This window comes from Chryseobacterium binzhouense (assembly GCF_007474545.1).
Classification (GTDB): domain Bacteria; phylum Bacteroidota; class Bacteroidia; order Flavobacteriales; family Weeksellaceae; genus Chryseobacterium; species Chryseobacterium binzhouense.
This window is the reverse complement of sequence record NZ_VKOG01000005.1, coordinates 113,436-127,418: the sequence shown is the minus strand read 5'-3', so window position 1 is coordinate 127,418 and position 13,983 is coordinate 113,436. Positions and strand designations below refer to the sequence as shown.

The window sequence follows — 13,983 nt, the reverse complement described above, 5'->3', positions numbered from 1 at the left end:
TAAAGCTAACTTCTTCTTTAACTAAACTATGAAGGAGGTTTTCTACAAAATAAGAAATGAATGATAACTGCTTTCAATTAAATTTAAAATGCGTAAAAATTTAGTTTCTATTTTTCAATGCCATCTTTTACTATTTCTCCTACCTCTACTTTTTCTTTAATTTTAATGAAATTAGGATCTAAAATTGCCATTCTTTCCGCAATAGCTTTATAAGTCGGAAACTTCAGAATCGAAGCTCTGCCAGACATTTCGCGGTATAAGGTAAATGTTTTTCCGCCTGCTGTTTTGAGTTGCTTTGTTGTGGTAATATATTTCCCGATAAACTTGCTTTTAGCATCATAAATTTCAATATCAATAAAAGATTTATCGGTTATTGTGTCTTCTGAACCGAAACTTACGGGAAGATTGGTAAAATACCCTACCGGAATGCCATTGCTGAGAATTTCTCCAACATTATTGACTGTAATATTAAGTTTGTCGATTTTAGAGCGAGTAGTATATGCTTCTTTAGTTTTATTATCCAGCTTTCGTTTAGGAGAATTTTTGAACAGCTCATCAAGATTCTTAATGTTTATTCCTCTTTCATCAATAATTTTTAAACTCTTGATGCAGGTATAAACTGCCGATTTTTCATCACCTGAAAATGCTGATGGTGATATATAATCCAGATCAACTATTTTTTCCTGATTGTAAATTCTATTAAGTCTGATATAACTGTCTCTTACTGAATCTACGATACTTCTGTCTACAAATTTAACTGTGAAAATCGGTGTTTCTTTTAAATCCATAAAGGTATACTCTCCGGATTTACTTGAAATTTTTGCGACGTGAATTCCTTCCAAACTTACAATTCCTCTTTTGGTTTTTATGTTTTGAGCATGAATTAAAGCATAAAAAACCATTAAAAAAATCATTAAACCTTTCTGCATATAACAAGTTTTATAAACATAAAAAAAGTGTAACAAAGTTACACTTTCCTGAAAATATATTTAGCTTTATATTTAATTATTCGCAAAGGATAATTCCTTTATCATGATTAAATTCTATCACACCGCTTTTGATAGGATAAGAAAAAACAGAATCTTTCTCATTTTCTTTAGTGAAATGTTTAGCATAAGTATTGTCTATACTATTTGTATAAAGTTTTACTTTGCCACCAACCAAAGAAGATACGATTCCTGCGTGATTTTTCATAATATGAAACTCACCGTTTTTTCCCGGAAGCAAAACAGAGTTTACCTCTCCTTCAAAAACTACATATTCTGGTGTTAATATTTTTATGTTCATTTTAATTTAGATTTGAAGATTTCAGATTTCAGATTTCAGACAACATTAAAGTCTCATGTCTAGTATCTTAAATCTTTATGTCTAATTTATTAAGCGTTATCCGCTAACATTTTTTGTCCGGCTTCGATCGCTTCTTCGATGGTTCCTTTCAAGTTGAAAGCAGCTTCAGGCAGGTGATCTAGTTCACCATCCATAATCATGTTGAATCCTTTGATGGTGTCTTTAATATCTACCAAAGATCCAGGAATACCTGTAAACTGTTCTGCTACGTGGAAAGGCTGAGATAAGAATCTCTGTACTTTTCTTGCACGGTAAACAACCAGTTTGTCTTCTTCTGAAAGTTCTTCCATACCAAGAATTGCGATAATATCCTGTAATGCTTTATATCTCTGAAGAATTTCTTTTACTCTCTGAGCACAATTATAATGTTCCTCACCGATAACTTCCGGAGCTAAGATTCTTGACGTAGAAGCCAAAGGATCAACCGCAGGATAAATACCTAATGAAGCAATTTTTCTGTCTAATACTGTTGTAGCATCCAAGTGAGCAAACGTAGTTGCAGGAGCCGGGTCAGTTAAGTCATCCGCAGGTACATAAACCGCCTGTACTGATGTAATTGAACCGTTTTTAGTTGAAGTAATTCTTTCCTGCATCGCACCCATTTCAGATGCCAATGTTGGCTGGTAACCCACCGCAGATGGCATACGACCTAAAAGTGCAGACACCTCAGAACCAGCTTGTGTAAAACGGAAAATATTATCTACGAAGAACAATACGTCTCTACCTTGTCCTGTCTCGCCACCATCTCTATAGTATTCAGCTAAAGTAAGACCAGAAAGTGCTACTCTTGCTCTTGCTCCAGGTGGCTCATTCATCTGTCCGAAAACGAATGCAGCTTTAGAATCTTTCATTGCTTCTAAATCTACTTTAGAAAGATCCCAGCCTCCGTTTTCCATTGAGTGCATAAAATCGTCACCATATTTAATGATTCCAGATTCAAGCATCTCTCTCAAAAGGTCATTTCCTTCTCTCGTTCTTTCACCTACTCCGGCAAAAACAGAAAGACCACCGTGTCCTTTTGCAATATTGTTAATCAACTCCTGAATCAATACTGTTTTACCTACACCTGCACCACCGAACAAACCAATTTTACCTCCTTTTGCGTAAGGCTCAACCAAGTCGATTACTTTGATACCTGTAAATAAAACTTCTGCAGAAGTTGAAAGCTGATCAAATTTTGGAGCTTCTCTGTGGATTGGTAAACCTCCTTCTTTAGAAATCTCCTGAATTCCGTCGATAGCATCACCAACAACGTTGAAAAGTCTTCCGTTTACAGCTTCACCAATAGGCATCGTAATAGGTTTACCATAACCAATTACTTCCTGACCTCTTGTAAGACCATCTGTTGCATCCATTGCAATACATCTTACTGTGTCTTCACCAATATGCTGTTCTACTTCTAATACTACTTTTTCACCGTTTCCTTTTGTAATCTCCAAAGCATCATAAATGCTGGGAATTGCTTCCACATTCGAAAATACTACGTCGATTACAGGACCAATAATTTGAGAAATCTTTCCTTTAATTTGGTTTGCCATTGCTAAATTTTTTCTTGGTGCAAATATAATCAATCTTGGGAAACTCACAATTGCTAAAAAAAAGATTTTTGTCATGCTTTTTCAATAATTTGCCAATGTAGCAGTTTACCGGTTTATCAATCATTTTTGCGGATAAAAACATTGGTACATTGTTATATCAATACATTGTTACATTATACTTATATTTGCAGTCAAAATTTTACTATTGAAAGTTTTCAGAAATTTCAGCGATTATTTTTCCAAAAAACCATTAGCCTTATCTTTAGGAATGTTTGACGGCGTTCATCTTGGTCACAAATACATTATGGATGAATTGAAAAAAGCAGGTTCTGAAAACAATCTCGAAACAGCCGTTCTTACTTTCTGGCCGCATCCAAGGTTTGTTTTTAATCCTAATGAGGATCTGAAGCTTCTTAATACTTTAGAGGAAAAGACTTTACTGATGGAAAAATATGGTATCGGGAGTCTGTTTCTTAAAGAATTTGATGAAGAATTTCGAAATTTAACAGGAGAAGAATTTGTAAGACAGATTTTGATTGACCGGTTAAATGTAAAATATTTAATTATAGGCTACGATCATTCTTTCGGCAAAAATAAAAGCGGAAATTTTGAATTGCTCAAAAAACTTTCAAAAGAGCTGGATTTTGAGGTTGAGCAAATGGAAGCTATCAATATTCACGAAAATAACATCAGCTCGACTAAAATCAGAAAAGCATTACTGGAAGGTGATATTATAAAAGCAAATGCAATGCTAGGTTACCATTATTCACTTTCAGGAACTGTAGTTCATGGCAAAAAAATAGGAAGAACGATTGGTTATCCAACAGCCAATATCGAAACCGAAAATATCAAACTACTTCCCAAGAAAGGAGCTTACATTGTAGAAGTTTTTGTCAAAAATCAGTCTTACAAAGGGATGTTAAGCATCGGAACAAATCCTACTGTGAATGGAGAAAAATTAACTGTTGAAGTGTATATTCTTGATTTTGAAGAAGATATTTACGACGAAAATATAACGGTGAAGTTTAGGGATTTTCTTCATGACGAAATTAAATTCGAAGGCATAGAAAAATTGGTTGAAAGATTGGATGATGATAAAAGGTTGACGAAAGAGTTTAACTTTTAAGCTGGCTGATTTCTTCTCTTATTTTCTTCGTCAATGATTTGAAAACCAAATCATACGAGTGATCAATCATCTTTAAAATCAAATCTTTCTTAAGCCCGACAACGGAAACAGAATTCCAATGTGTTTTATTCATATGATACGCGCCTGTAATCTGAGGATATCTTTCCCGAAGTTCCAGACTCCATTCAGGATCTGTTTTTACATTGATATTTAGAGGCTGCTTTTCTAAGGGCATCAGCAAAAACATTTTTGTACCTACTTTCATCACAAGAGTTTCTTCGTCAAAAGGAAAGCTTTCCGTAACTCCTTTTTTGGAAAGACAATAGTCTAAAATGTCGTTGGCATCCATTTCGTATATTAAGTTAAGTTAATAATTAGTAGGATAATAATTATGATGTAATTTATAATATTTGCTTCAAATTTATTAATTTTAAGAATGAAAATGCCACAATAAACTATAATTGTATTAATCAATTAATGTAAATATAAAAATTTATAAATTAAGAGACTAATATAATTAAATAAAAAATCTATATATGAAAGCTTTGGTAATAGGCGCTACAGGTGCTACGGGGAAAGATTTGGTACAGCAACTTTTGTTGGATAATGATTTTAATGAAGTAAATGTTTTTGTAAGAAAACCTCTTAATATTTATAACGACAAGCTGAAAACTCATGTCATTGATTTTGAAAAGCCTGAAGAGTGGAAGAATCTTGTTGATGGCGACGTAGCTTTTTCATGTTTGGGAACCACTTTAAAAGATGCCGGAAGCAAGGAAGCACAGAGGAAAGTTGATGTTGATTACCAATATGAGTTTGCCAAAGCTGCCAAAGAAAATAATGTGGAAGATTATATATTAGTTTCTTCTTACGGTGCTGATCCGAAATCAAAAATATTTTATTCAAGAATGAAAGGAGAACTGGAGCAAGCGGTAAGAAATTTACATTTCAACAAAATCACCATCTTCAAACCGGGAATGCTGGAAAGAAAAGATTCTGAAAGAACCGGAGAGGTTTTAGGAAGCAGAATTATTAAGTTTGCAAATAAGCTGGGATTATTTGAAAGTCAAAAGCCATTGCCTACTGCAGTTTTGGCAAAAGCCATGATTAATGCTTCTAAAATCAAGAGCAACGGATATTCCAGTATTAAACTTGGTAATATCTTTTGTTTCGCAGAAAAAAATCATTAAATACTTCCTAAATAAAAAAAGCTTAACAGATTTTTCCGTTAAGCTTCTTTATAGGTGAATTTAAATTGAATTACTTAGCCTGTAATTGAGCTTCTTTAGCTCTCATCTCTGCCACTTTAGGCTGGTTTTTCATGATTGCGTAAATTTCTTTCAGAACAGTAACTGCATCAAGACTGTTTGGCTGTGCCTGATACCATTTTTCTGCATATGGAAGAGCTTTAGCAAATCTTTCTTTTCTTGCCTCGATGAGTTCTGTAGCTTTGTCAGAATCTGTTTTTCTAACGGCATTGATTGCATCAACGGCTTTTGCATCATCACCAATTACAGTATACACTAAATTCTGATGGGCTTCTGCCATTGTAGGTTTTAGCTCTAAAGCCTTTGTGAAAGAAGTAATTGCGTCAGCCTGAGTTGCTTCATTTTTTGACTGCATTACTCCTAGATTATACCAGTTGGTTGCATCATTAGGATTTTTTGCTATCTGCTCTTTAAGATTTGTCATAAATTGATCAGTTTTACCTGATGCATAGAGTGCAGTTCCCTGATATTCTTTTAATTTAGCGTTATTTGGATACTTTGCCAAACCTTTTTCTATCACTGCTAAAGCTTCATCATTTTTCTTAGCATTTAAAAGTAAAGTAGATAATGTTTCATACATATCCGGCTCTACGCTTTTAGTCTGCTCAGTTTTATATTCTGTATAATCTTTTGAACCGGTTTTCTTCAAAGTTTCCCAAATATCTTTGTTCAGAGAAACAACTTGTCCGGTTTTTGCTTCTTTTGCTGTGTATTGTGTCTGTACACCAGTAAAGCCTGAGTTTACCAAATCTGTATAAATTTTGATAGCTTCATCTACATTATTTGCCAAAGCGTGACTGATTCCTGCATAATACATATAAATCTTATCATCATTACCATTAGCCTTCAACAAATTATACAGTTCTATAAACTTTGGAGCTGCAACAGTGTAATCTTTTGCATTGTAAGCATCAAAAGCTACTTTGCTTGATTCCTGTACTTGTGCGTTGATATCTTTTGCATCTTGTTTTTGAGCAAAAGCTAAAGACGACAGCGTTATTGCTACACTTAAAATTAACTTTTTCATAGGTGAATTTTTAACTATATTAATGATTATTCAGAGTCAGACTCTACGTCATTTTCTGAATTATTATTTTCTAAATTTTTCTCTGATTGAGATTCATCTTGGTTAGGAACAACATTCTCTTGTGCCACTTCATTTTCCAATTCCTCTTCTGCAACATCTTTATCCATTTCTACTTTTGCAATGGCTGCAATCTCATCATTCTTTTTAAGGTTGATCATTCTTACTCCCTGAGTATTTCTGCCCATTACTCTCATCTCATCCATATTCATTCTGATAGCAACACCGGATTTATTGATGATCATCAATCCATCGTCGTCCGTCACGTTCTGAATAGCAATCAAATTACCTGTTTTCTCGGTAATATTCAGAGTAATAACCCCTTTTCCGCCTCTGTTGGTAATTCTGTAATCTTCTACAGCGGTACGTTTTCCGTAACCTTTTTCAGATACCACAAGTACCGTCTCGCGCTCTACATCATTTACAACAATCATTCCAATTACTTCATCATCTTCCTCCATAGAAATACCACGCACTCCGATAGACCCTCTTCCTACCTCTCTTACTTTTTCTTCCGGGAATCTGATACATTTTCCGTTTTTGGTAGCAATCATAATCTGAGATTCTCCGTTGGTAAGATAAGCACTCAGCAATTGGTCGTTTTCTCTGATTTCAATAGCATTAATACCATTTACTCTCGGTCTGGAATAAGCTTCAAGTGAAGTTTTTTTAATAGTTCCGTTTTTAGTGATCATTACAACACTCATCTGATTGATATAATCTACATCTTTCAGATCATTGGTTCTGATGTATGCTTTTATTTTATCATCGGGTTCAATGTTGATCAGGTTTTGTACGGCTCTTCCTTTTGCAGTTTTAGAACCCTCAGGAATTTCAAATACTCTCAGCCAATAGCATTTACCTTTTTCGGTGAAAAACAGCATATATTGGTGGTTGGTCGCAGAAACAATGTATTCTAAGAAATCTGAATCTCTCGTAGTTGCTGCTTTATTCCCGACTCCTCCTCTGCTTTGGATTTTATATTCTGAAAGTAATGTTCTCTTTACATAACCGGCGTGTGAAATCGTAAGAACTACCGCTTCGTTCGGAATAATATCTTCAATTGACATTTCTCCACCTGAGTAATCAATTTCAGTTCTTCTTTCGTCGCCGTATTTTTCTTTAATTTCAATTAATTCATCCTTAATAATCTGGAATCTCCTCGGTTCGTTTGCCAAGATATCTTCTAAATTATTAATTTCTTTCATAATTGATTCGTATTCGTCACGGATCTTATCAAGCTCCATTCCTGTAAGACGAGCCAAACGAAGATCAAGAATTGCCTGAGCCTGAATTTCAGACAGATCAAATTCCTGAATAATTCCTTCTTTTGCTGCCTGTGGAGTGGCACTGTGACGGATAATTGAAATTGCTTTATCCAAAGAATCCTGAGTACCGATCACTTTCATGAAACCTTCAAGAATGTGCGCTCTTTCTTTTGCTTTTTTAAGCTCGTACTCGGTTCTTCTTACGATGATCACGTGTCTGTGCTCAACAAAGTGATGGATAATGTCTTTTAAATTCAACTGCTCCGGTCTTCCGTTTACCAATGCAATGTTGTTAACACTGAAAGAAGTTTGAAGTGAAGTATATTTATATAATAAGTTTAAAACAACATTAGGAATTGCATCATTTTTCAATTCATAAACAATACGCATCCCGTTTCTGTCAGATTCATCTCTTATTTCAAAGATTCCCGGGATTTTTTCATCTTTTACCAGCTCAGCTGTTCTCGCAATCATTTCAGCCTTGTTTATCTGATAAGGTATTTCGGTTACAATAATTGCATTTCTGTTGTGTACTTCTTCAAAGCTTACTTTTGCTCTAAGGACTACTCTGCCTCTCCCGGTGTGGAAAGCATCTCTTACACCATCATAACCGTAGATGATACCTCCTGTAGGAAAATCCGGAGCAACAATATGCTGCATCAGTTCATCAATTGTAATCTCTCTATTGTCTATATATGCGGTGATTGCATCTATAGATTCTGATAAGTTGTGAGGCGCCATATTCGTTGCCATACCTACTGCGATACCGGAAGTACCATTAACCAGGAGATTAGGGATTTTTGTAGGCATTACGGTAGGCTCCTGTAAACTGTCATCAAAGTTATTTTGAAAATCTACCGTTTCTTTATCTAAATCTGCTAAAATTTCGTCAGATATTTTTTTAAGTCTTGCTTCTGTATAACGCATTGCTGCAGGTGGGTCACCATCCATAGAACCGAAGTTACCCTGCCCGTCAACCTGAGGATAACGCAAACTCCACGGCTGTGCCATTCTTACCATCGCATCATAAACGGAAGAATCTCCGTGCGGGTGATATTTACCCAAAACATCACCAACGATTCTGGCTGATTTCAAATATTTTCTGTTTGAAAAAACTCCCAAACCATACATACCGTAAAGTACTCTTCTATGTACGGGTTTAAGACCATCTCTCACATCTGGTAATGCTCTCGAAACAATAACCGACATTGAATAATCAATGTAAGATGATTTCATTTCATCAACAATGTTGATAGGAATTAATCTTTCTCCTTCTTTTTGCATATATAAGTTTTATTACAATGATAATCAGACTATTAAAAATACGCCTGAAAACAATTTATTTTCAAATTTTAATAACGGGCTAAGTTACAAAATTTTTGACGATTTTTGCCTGAGAATTATATCAAAATATCTTAAAAAATATTAAATTATGAGTGTACTGAGCCTAACTTTTCATTGTATGAAAAGCAATATAACAGAGTGGGAAAAATATGTAGATGAAACTTTGATTCTAATGACTGAAAATCTGATGGATGTAGATCAGTATATTCTTTCTGAAGTAGATAGCGACTATATAGAAGAAGGTAAAAACTATAATCTGCTGCTGATTTTTTCAGATGACGAAAAAAGGGAAGAGTTTACCAAAAGCGAATTATTGAATATAACAGAAAGAATTGAAATCAAATTTGGGGATCAGATTATGATTTTTAATACTTCTCTGAATCCTATTAAAAAAAGAATTTAGAATAATAAAACCCCTTTACAAAAGGGGTTTACTTTTAAACAAAATAATCTTTTGAATAATAAAATTTTTTCTGAAGATTGTCTTTCGAAGTATCTTTTTTGTTTTCCAGACTTCCGTGTCTTGGGTGAGGTGGTTTTGGAGGTCTTGGAGGTGGATGACACGCTGCCAAAGCAAATGTGATGCTAAAAACAACCAAAAACTTGAGTAAATTTTTCATATTTCTTCTGTTTGATTGGTAGTAATGAATCAAGCTAAGTGCCAAAAGTTTTTCTTCTTAGTTTTTTCTCTTAAAATGTAAAAAGCATCCCTGTCGGATGCTTATTTTTTATCTTCTATGTTTGTTGTGATGCGGTTTGTGTTTGTAATGTCCATGGCCATGACCTTTTTTTTGCATGTATACTTTCTTTACCTGTCCCGGAGGAGCTGCTCCCCTTCTAACAGGATGGCTGTGTACGATACAGGAAGTCAGCATAGCGAAAATAACTGTAACTCCCATCAGTTTCATTAATCGTTTCATATCTGTCATTTTAAAAACTGATTTGGATTGGTACAATCATGATGCCAAATGATGTTTCAATGTGAGTCAGAGATGTTATAAGATTAACTGCTTTATTCATAATCCCACACTTTCGCTGCGTTTTTCAAGCATAACGAGGTCTTTCCATACACCATGTAGCATACCTACTTTTTTTCTCGTTCCCACCATTCGAAAACCATTTTTCTGATGAAATTTTATTGAAACCTCATTTTCCGGAAAAATATTAGACTGTAAAGTCCAAAACCCATGATGTTCGCTGTCTGTAATCAGTTTTTTCAAAAGTAAAGTCCCTAAACCTTTGCCTAAATATTGCTGATCGAAATAAATACTTACCTCTGCAACACCTTTAAAACATGCTCTTTTGCTTACTGGCTTTAGCGCACACCATCCTATAATAAGATTGCTGTCATTTTCCAAAACCCATCTGCATTCGCTGAAAAAGCTTGTATTCCATTCTTCAGCGCTTGGTAATTCGGTATCGAATGTAGCGATTCTGCTGTCAATTCCCTGCTGGAAAATTTCCAATACTCTCCTTTCATCCTGCGGAAGCATTTCTCTTATTTCATAGTTCATTACTAATGCTTTTACTTTAATACATAATTTGCTGTGTCTGAAACTTTACAGTTTCACCGCCAAATTTAGATAATAAAAGGCAACAAAAAAACTGCTTTTTCAAGCAGTTTCATATACAGTTATTTTACATAAATTATCTGTTGGAGATATCCAGTCTTACAGGCATTACGAATGATGAAGCCAGCATATTTGCATTCAGTTTGTTAGAATCAATCTTATACTGAAGATGGGATAAAACATTTTCAATCTCTTTACTTACGTTTTTACAATCTCCCTTTGAGCGTACATTGATGATCTTACCATTTTCCGCAATGTCAAATTTCACTTCAGAATTTACAATTCCTTCTTTGTAGTCGGAATTTGTAAAATCAAAGTTTTGGATAAGTAATTTCTTAATCTCAGCGAAAGCATCATTTTTATTGATTAATACCTCCTCAATGGTATTGCTTTCTTTTGTCTGGGCATTTGCTGTATTGATTATAGATGCAAATCCGAATATGATGAATGTTCCTAATAGTATTTGAATTTTATTTTTCATAAGTCTTTGATTTTTGATTAGTTAAACTTTCTTATATCAAAGATATATAAAAATATTCATATTAATTTCATATTCAGTTAACATTCAGTTAACATTAAAAATTAAAATGTTGTAAATGAGGTGTTTATATATGAAAAAAAATTAAAAATTTAATATTGAAATACTCTTTTCTTATTTGATTTTCATATTTTAACCTTAGTTCGGGATAAAAAATAAATTTAAATAATTGATTTATCGCATTATATTAATGTATCGCAACGAAAACAGAAGATTTTTTATTTCTTGATGGTTTTTAAGCTAACAGCCACTTCGTTTATTGAAAAAAGACAAAAATGGCATTACTTTAGGTTAAAGTTTATACTGAGTGTAGTCGAAGTGCCTTTTTGTATCTTAAACTGAATTTCTGATATTGAATCTCTTTGTTTAACATTTCAATTAGAAAACCTTATTCATAACTCAGGTTATTTTAGTTTAATAAAGGTATTAATTACGTCTGTTTTTATATAGTGATGAGATATAATATTTTCTGACTTGGATTAATAAAAATCGGTGAAACAACACTGCTTCACCGACTAAAAATAATAATAAGATGTTAATTTAATGTATCTATATGATTTAAGTATAAATATCACTTTTCCCAATTAATTCTTTTGGTCTGAACATTCTGAGAATCCGTTCCGATCATAATGTCAAATTCTCCGCCTTCCCAATCGTAATTCAGCTGATCATCATAAAATTTAAGATTTTCAGGTGTTAAAGTAAAACTGATCCTTTTTGTTTCTCCTTTTTTAATGAATACTTTTTGGAAGCCTTTCAATTCCTTCACAGGTCTTACCACTTTTCCGACAAGATCTCTGATGTATAACTGTACCACTTCTTCCCCATCGTAATTTCCACTGTTGGTAACATTTACATTGATGTTTAAGGTCTGATTTCCTTTAAGACTTGCTGAACTTAAATTCATATCAGAATATTTAAACTTAGTATAACTTAAACCATAGCCAAATGGAAATTTTGGATCATTATCCAAATCAATATAAGCTGAAACATAGTTTCTGTCTGTATTGTTTTTTGCCGGTCTTCCTGTATTATAATGATTGTAATAAACAGGAATCTGTCCTTCAGTTCTGGGAAAAGTCATTGGTAATTTTCCACCCGGATTTACCGTTCCGAAAAGTACGTCTGCAATAGAATTTCCGGCTTCTGTTCCTAACCACCAAGTGTAAATAATTGTTGGAATATTGTCTGCTGCCCAGTCAAAAACCAAAGGTCTTCCTGCATTGATCATTAAAACAATCGGCTTTCCTGTTTTGGCAATTTCTTTCAGAAGATCTTCCTGAACTCCAGAAAAATGAATATTGCTTCTACTCTTTGCTTCCCCGCTCATTGCATGACCCTCTCCTATAGTCATAATCACTACATCTGCTTTTTTAGCCGTTTCTACTGCCTCTGCAAACATCGATCTGTCCTGATCATCTACATTTGCACCTTTCGCGTACAGTAAAGTTGAGTTTTTGTCTAATTGATTTTTAATTCCGTCAAACTGTGTTACAATTCTCTGGTTATCATCTTTAAATGCAACTGACCAGAATCCGTGATTGGCAGAAGTTTCTTTTCCAAAAGGACCAATTAAAGCAACCGTTTTTACCGATTTTGAAAGAGGCAAAATATTCTTTTCATTTTTAAGTAAAACAATACTTTTTGAACCAAATTCTCTCCCGAATCTTCTGTTTTCAAGATTATTTAATTGTTCTTTCTGTCTTTTTTCGTCACTAAATCTGTAAGGATCATCAAACAATCCCATTTCAAATTTTTTAACCAAAATTCTTCTTGCTGCATCATCAATCAGCTTTGGATCAACTTTCCCTTCTTTAACCAAATTAGGAAGTTCAGCCATATAAGCACGGCTTTCCATATCCATATCGCTTCCCGCAATGATTGCTTTTTCAGCAGCTTCTTTATTGTCTTTTGCATAACCATGAGGAACCATTTCGCCGATACTTCCCCAGTCTGAAACCACAAAACCATTGTAGTTCCATTTACCTTTTAATAAATCTCTCAAAATATATTGATTGGCTGTTGCCGGAATTCCGTTGATGTCATTAAAAGAATTCATAAAAGTGGCAACACCCGCTTCTGCAGCTGCTTTGAAAGGCGGCAAATACGTTTCATGCAGTTGTCTTAAACTCATATCAACAGAATTGTAATCTCTTCCGCCAACTGCCGCTCCGTACGCTGCAAAATGCTTTGCGCAAGCCATGATCGCATCCAGATTTCCCAAACCTTTTCCCTGAAAACCTTTGATTCTTGCCAAACCAATCTGTGTTCCCAGATAAGTATCTTCACCTGATCCTTCCATTACTCTTCCCCATCTCGGATCTCTTGCAATGTCGACCATCGGGGCAAAAGTCCAGTGAATTCCGTAAGCGGAAGCTTCGGTTGCTGCAATTCTTTCGGATTTTTCAATTAATTTTAAATCCCAACTTGCTGCCTGACCCAAGTTCACCGGAAAAGTTGTTCTGTAACCATGAATCACATCCTGTCCGAACAGCAAAGGAATTTTAAGTCTTGATTTTAAAGCTAATTCCTGAAATTTTCTGGTTTCCTGCGCTCCTGCAACATTCAGCATAGAACCTACTTTTCCCTGTTTTATTTCACTTAAAACATTTGCTGAGTTGGAATTTTGAGGACCTGTAGCATATTCAAACCCTGAATACTGAACAAGCTGCCCCACTTTTTCCTCTAACGTCATTTTTGATAAAAGTTCAGAAACCTTCTGATCAATTGTTTTTTGCCCGAATGCATTAACTCCAAATACTGTAAATGCTAATATGAAATAAAGTCTTTTCATTTCTGATTGAATTTTGATTGTGACTTGCTAACTTTAATTTAAAACACAAAATAAACAAAGATTTTTACAAACTTCATCATTGTTTTTTTAAAGCTAACAAAGTTA

General features: G+C 34.2%; 14 protein-coding genes. 3 read left to right on the top strand and 11 right to left on the bottom strand.

All coding sequences use genetic code 11. The features are described from left to right. Window positions 1-107 precede the first annotated feature (107 nt). The 3 genes from FNE73_RS13345 to atpD all read right to left on the bottom strand — a co-directional run bounded on the left by FNE73_RS13345 (window position 108) and on the right by atpD (window position 2,885). Entirely contained in the window at window positions 108-929 is an 822-nt protein-coding gene (locus FNE73_RS13345; protein ID WP_143885073.1) for a hypothetical protein, read from the bottom strand. Window positions 930-1,005: 76 nt separating this feature from the next. Further along, window positions 1,006-1,287, bottom strand: coding sequence for a FoF1 ATP synthase subunit delta/epsilon (locus FNE73_RS13340; RefSeq protein ID WP_089743901.1), 282 nt, complete (start codon window positions 1,285-1,287; stop codon window positions 1,006-1,008). An 89-nt stretch (window positions 1,288-1,376) separates the two neighbouring features. Next, on the bottom strand, window positions 1,377-2,885 hold the full coding sequence (gene atpD, locus FNE73_RS13335; RefSeq protein WP_089743899.1) for a F0F1 ATP synthase subunit beta: 1,509 nt from the start codon (window positions 2,883-2,885) through the stop codon (window positions 1,377-1,379). Window positions 2,886-3,090: 205 nt separating this feature from the next. Here atpD and FNE73_RS13330 point away from each other — a divergent pair, with 205 nt between their 5' ends. Further along, a complete protein-coding gene (locus FNE73_RS13330; protein WP_143885072.1) occupies window positions 3,091-4,011 on the top strand; it encodes a bifunctional riboflavin kinase/FAD synthetase in 921 nt (306 codons plus the stop codon). Here the strand turns inward: FNE73_RS13330 and FNE73_RS13325 are convergent. Continuing rightward, window positions 4,001-4,360: an MmcQ/YjbR family DNA-binding protein gene (locus tag FNE73_RS13325; RefSeq protein WP_143885071.1), complete on the bottom strand. Its 360-nt coding sequence runs from the start codon at window positions 4,358-4,360 to the stop codon at window positions 4,001-4,003. The two genes, FNE73_RS13330 and FNE73_RS13325, sit on opposite strands and share 11 nt — an antisense overlap. Before the next feature lie 187 nt (window positions 4,361-4,547). Here FNE73_RS13325 and FNE73_RS13320 point away from each other — a divergent pair, with 187 nt between their 5' ends. Beyond that, window positions 4,548-5,201 (top strand): NAD(P)H-binding protein, encoded by a 654-nt coding sequence (locus FNE73_RS13320; protein WP_143885070.1) that lies wholly within the window; start codon window positions 4,548-4,550, stop codon window positions 5,199-5,201. Window positions 5,202-5,271: 70 nt separating this feature from the next. Here FNE73_RS13320 and FNE73_RS13315 read toward each other — a convergent pair whose 3' ends face one another. Together FNE73_RS13315 and gyrA are read right to left on the bottom strand one after the other, a co-directional pair. Continuing rightward, entirely contained in the window at window positions 5,272-6,306 is a 1,035-nt protein-coding gene (locus FNE73_RS13315; protein WP_143885069.1) for a tetratricopeptide repeat protein, read from the bottom strand. Window positions 6,307-6,332: 26 nt separating this feature from the next. Beyond that, entirely contained in the window at window positions 6,333-8,915 is a 2,583-nt protein-coding gene (gyrA, locus tag FNE73_RS13310; RefSeq protein ID WP_143885068.1) for a DNA gyrase subunit A, read from the bottom strand. Between the two features lie 148 nt (window positions 8,916-9,063). Here gyrA and FNE73_RS13305 point away from each other — a divergent pair, with 148 nt between their 5' ends. Continuing rightward, window positions 9,064-9,378: a DUF4286 family protein gene (locus tag FNE73_RS13305; protein ID WP_143885067.1), complete on the top strand. Its 315-nt coding sequence runs from the start codon at window positions 9,064-9,066 to the stop codon at window positions 9,376-9,378. 34 nt (window positions 9,379-9,412) lie between these two features. On the opposite strand, the gene FNE73_RS13300 is transcribed toward FNE73_RS13305, so the two are convergent. The 5 genes from FNE73_RS13300 to bglX all read right to left on the bottom strand — a co-directional run bounded on the left by FNE73_RS13300 (window position 9,413) and on the right by bglX (window position 13,878). Next, the gene (locus FNE73_RS13300) at window positions 9,413-9,595 is read right to left on the bottom strand and encodes a hypothetical protein (RefSeq protein ID WP_143885066.1); all 183 of its coding nucleotides are present in this window, start codon (window positions 9,593-9,595) and stop codon (window positions 9,413-9,415) included. A 108-nt stretch (window positions 9,596-9,703) separates the two neighbouring features. Beyond that, window positions 9,704-9,895: a hypothetical protein gene (locus FNE73_RS13295; RefSeq protein WP_143885065.1), complete on the bottom strand. Its 192-nt coding sequence runs from the start codon at window positions 9,893-9,895 to the stop codon at window positions 9,704-9,706. 96 nt (window positions 9,896-9,991) lie between these two features. After that, window positions 9,992-10,489 (bottom strand): GNAT family N-acetyltransferase, encoded by a 498-nt coding sequence (locus FNE73_RS13290; RefSeq protein WP_143885064.1) that lies wholly within the window; start codon window positions 10,487-10,489, stop codon window positions 9,992-9,994. A 133-nt stretch (window positions 10,490-10,622) separates the two neighbouring features. After that, window positions 10,623-11,027, bottom strand: coding sequence for a hypothetical protein (locus tag FNE73_RS13285; protein ID WP_143885063.1), 405 nt, complete (start codon window positions 11,025-11,027; stop codon window positions 10,623-10,625). 628 nt (window positions 11,028-11,655) lie between these two features. Next, on the bottom strand, window positions 11,656-13,878 hold the full coding sequence (gene bglX / locus FNE73_RS13280; RefSeq protein ID WP_143885062.1) for a beta-glucosidase BglX: 2,223 nt from the start codon (window positions 13,876-13,878) through the stop codon (window positions 11,656-11,658). Window positions 13,879-13,983: the final 105 nt, after the last annotated feature.

Coding starts and splice junctions, on each gene's coding strand:
- gyrA (WP_143885068.1), bottom strand. CDS start 8,915: ATGCAAAAAGAAGGAGAAAGATTAATTCCTATCAACATTGTTGATGAA.
- FNE73_RS13315 (WP_143885069.1), bottom strand. CDS start 6,306: ATGAAAAAGTTAATTTTAAGTGTAGCAATAACGCTGTCGTCTTTAGCT.
- FNE73_RS13320 (WP_143885070.1), top strand. CDS start 4,548: ATGAAAGCTTTGGTAATAGGCGCTACAGGTGCTACGGGGAAAGATTTG.
- FNE73_RS13290 (WP_143885064.1), bottom strand. CDS start 10,489: ATGAACTATGAAATAAGAGAAATGCTTCCGCAGGATGAAAGGAGAGTA.
- bglX (WP_143885062.1), bottom strand. CDS start 13,878: ATGAAAAGACTTTATTTCATATTAGCATTTACAGTATTTGGAGTTAAT.
- FNE73_RS13300 (WP_143885066.1), bottom strand. CDS start 9,595: ATGAAAAATTTACTCAAGTTTTTGGTTGTTTTTAGCATCACATTTGCT.
- FNE73_RS13295 (WP_143885065.1), bottom strand. CDS start 9,895: ATGAAACGATTAATGAAACTGATGGGAGTTACAGTTATTTTCGCTATG.
- FNE73_RS13345 (WP_143885073.1), bottom strand. CDS start 929: ATGCAGAAAGGTTTAATGATTTTTTTAATGGTTTTTTATGCTTTAATT.
- FNE73_RS13325 (WP_143885071.1), bottom strand. CDS start 4,360: ATGGATGCCAACGACATTTTAGACTATTGTCTTTCCAAAAAAGGAGTT.
- atpD (WP_089743899.1), bottom strand. CDS start 2,885: ATGGCAAACCAAATTAAAGGAAAGATTTCTCAAATTATTGGTCCTGTA.
- FNE73_RS13285 (WP_143885063.1), bottom strand. CDS start 11,027: ATGAAAAATAAAATTCAAATACTATTAGGAACATTCATCATATTCGGA.
- FNE73_RS13305 (WP_143885067.1), top strand. CDS start 9,064: ATGAGTGTACTGAGCCTAACTTTTCATTGTATGAAAAGCAATATAACA.
- FNE73_RS13340 (WP_089743901.1), bottom strand. CDS start 1,287: ATGAACATAAAAATATTAACACCAGAATATGTAGTTTTTGAAGGAGAG.